The 2,968-nt window shown below is 66.1% G+C and carries 2 protein-coding genes; both read right to left on the minus strand.

Going from position 1 to position 2,968, the window contains the following annotated elements; genetic code table 11:
• Positions 1–143: 143 nt before the first annotated feature.
• A complete protein-coding gene (locus tag Q2100_RS30665; RefSeq protein WP_302917046.1) occupies positions 144–812 on the minus strand; it encodes a hypothetical protein in 669 nt (222 codons plus the stop codon).
• A gap of 22 nt (positions 813–834) precedes the next feature.
• Positions 835–2,928, minus strand: coding sequence for a TPR repeat domain-containing protein (locus tag Q2100_RS30670; RefSeq protein WP_302917047.1), 2,094 nt, complete (start codon positions 2,926–2,928; stop codon positions 835–837).
• Positions 2,929–2,968: the final 40 nt, after the last annotated feature.

Raw genomic sequence — 2,968 nt, forward strand, 5'->3', positions numbered from 1 at the left:
CTGGCGTCGTTCCACGTCGCGTAGAAGCCGTCGAGTGCACTCACGAGCGCCCCCACTCGCCACGTCGCAAACTCACGTGCTCAGTATCCCGCACCCCCGACTGCCTCCGTGTCACGAATCCGACCGGTGCCGCGGTCGGGTAGCTACCCCGTCGGCGCGGAGGTCGGGTCGGGGGCCTTCTGAACGAACGGTTGCGGTTTGAAGGGATCGCACACCTCGGCGATCTGCTCTTTGGTCATGTTCTGGATGGCGCCGATGTCCAACAGCAGCCAGCGGGGTTCTCGAGACGTCGAACCATCGGCTGCGGGGCGATTCGTCCACTGCACGCGCGGTCGCCACAAGCCGATCGGGCCTGTCGACGGCGCCGCAGTCAATTCGCCGTCCTCCTTCATGACATACAAGCCCGGGGTGTCGAACAAGCAAATGGTCACCTCGGCCGCTCCGTCGGGCAACTGCTGAGCGGCGACGGCACGGTGCAGTGCCCCGCCCGTTTGACCCACATACGGGTCCGAGGTGCGGGGCGCGTCGCTGTCCGCCTCGGGCGCAATTTTGCTGCGGTACTCCCGGTAGAGTCGCTCCTCGTCGGGATCATCACTCAACCGCGCATCGACGGACATGTCGAGCGCGAATTCCGCTGCACCCAACAGTGGCTGTTCCAACGGCACCGCCACGCTGGTCTGAATCTTGAACGGCGGGTACGGAAACGGCGGCAGCGCGGAGGTCGATGGCTCCGACGGCGCGCTGTCCTGCGCGCGGCATCCGCCGACAAGAGCGGCCGAGCACAGCGCGAACACGGTGAGGGCCACGACCATGCGACGCCTACCGTCGCCCGCGCTATCCGCCGACATCGATCTTGTAGCTCTGGCCATAGTTCTCGACGTACGGGTTGAGCCCGCGGCTGTCCAGGAAGTTGTCCAGCGCGATGGCTTCCGGACTGCCGGGAGCCAATGGCTGCCCGGAGAGGTTGATCGGTTGCCCGTTCGGCGCCAATTCCGGAGGGAGCTGACCTGCGTCGTAGGCGGCCTGCAGAATAGCTTGCTGCGCTTGCCGATTCGCTCCCGCGCCCAAGTCGTCCTGATGAGGCGCAGAGATCCCCTCGTATTGGGCCGTGCCGATAGCCTCTTTGATCTGATTCTCGACGAGGTCGCCCGGTGCGAGCCCTGTGACGTCCGTGATCGTGCCCGAGCCGGGAATCTTGCCCGCCAGTTCGTCGGTGGCCACGCCGGCCAGTTCGGCACCGAGGATCTTCGCCCGGTACACCGCGTCCCTCTGCTGTTCCTCGGTCATCTCGTTCTGGAACACTTCGTTGTGGTGACCGATGGCATCGAGCATCGCGTTGTCGATGCGCCCGGACAAGCTTCCCGCCGGACTGTTGTTCACGTCTTGCTCGATGTTGCCCGGGTTGGCGCGCATAGCGGCTTCGAGTTCGTCGATGCGACCCGTCTCTGCCGCGTGCGCGAGGGTGACCCGGCCCTCCTCTGAATAGCTGCCCAGTTCGAGCAACCGGTTGGCTTCCGACGCCGCGAGAACGGGATTGCCCGCCGAGTCGAACGTCGTCTCCGGATACCCGTTCGCGTAGGTCCCGGGTCCCGCAAGTGAGCCCGTGTTCTCCGCCAGGAGTTGAGCCATCTCCGTCGACACCGCATCGTTGTGCGCGAACGCGTCCCGCATCGTGTTGAACACCGGATCGTTGTCACCCGGCGCCAGCATGGCGGGCACCTCGGTGAAAGCCTGCCTGGCCCGGTCGCCGATGGGGTCACCGACCGGGCGGTCCATGTCTTCGTTCATCCAGTCGAGCAGCGTCGCCGCACCCGTGCCGCCACCGGCGTTTGACCAGTCCTGGCCCATCAACGTACGTACGGTGTGCTCCGGGTTGTATCCCGGTTCCATGCCGTCACCCGACCAGATCCGGTAGGACGCTTCGTTGTTGCGTCCGGCGACGTCCGCGAAGTTGTTCGCGGCACGTTCGTAGGTCTCCACCGACGTATCGCGGAACGCCCACCCATCGCGGTTCGGTTCGACCATGTCGGCCGCCTTCTGATACATCTCGGTGCCCAGCTGGGTGCCGGGCTGATAGCCGGGGTTCGCCTCGCCCATCAGTTCGCCGAGCTGGGTCATGTCGGCGATGTTCTGTTCCTGCGCGGCGACCGTACCCAGTTCGAGTTCGTTCGGGATCGCGTCGCCGTTGCGCCACTCGATCAGGTCGCGCAACTCGGATGGCAGCTGGTCGTACCCGCCGCGGGAGGCGATGCTGCCGTCGGGATTTCGCTCGACGATGTTCTCGTTGCTGGTGACCATCAACCCGTTGGCGAGGCTGTCACGCTGAGCGCCCGCGTCGGTGTCGCCGGCGGCCTCCTGTGCCTCCAGGTGACGGTCCAGCGCCAGCAGGCCGTCCTTGCCGGCAGCTTGGTAGAAGTCGCGGTAGTACTCCTGCGTCTCCTTCGGCACGTTGTCGATCTCTTCGCCGCGCGCGAGCGCATCGATTTGGGCCTGGGTGAGCGGATTCTGCGGGAGGTTGGACGCCACCTCGTCCAGTACCGCCGGGTCGCGCTGATCGGGCGGGAGGTCGGCCTGCTCAGCCACCGCCTCGCCGTCCTGCTCGCCCTCGCTCTCCCCTTCACCGGTCGGGGTTCCACGCGGCAGCTTGTCGCGCTCCTCGGTCTCTTTGTCGTCACCCGGGTCGCCGGACGGGCTGCCCTCACTACTGAAGTTGACGGCCTCGAACTCCGGCTTGAGCCTGTTCATGTTGTCGCGGATGGTGTTGTTGGCGTCGTTCGAGGTCTGCACGATTTCGCTGACCTGGCCGAGGCCGCTGTTGGCGATCTTCATCAGCAGTTCGTCGCGCTGCTTGCCGGGCGGGACGCTGTTGGCGGCGTCCGTCACCCATTGCCGGACGGCATCGAGGTTGCCGCGGCCGGTGGTCACCACGTCGGCGGCCTGGTCGAGTTGGGCGGCCAGGCGTTGGTCG

This window comes from Mycolicibacterium arseniciresistens (genome assembly GCF_030519285.1).
GTDB classification, from domain to species: Bacteria; Actinomycetota; Actinomycetes; order Mycobacteriales; family Mycobacteriaceae; genus Mycobacterium; species Mycobacterium arseniciresistens.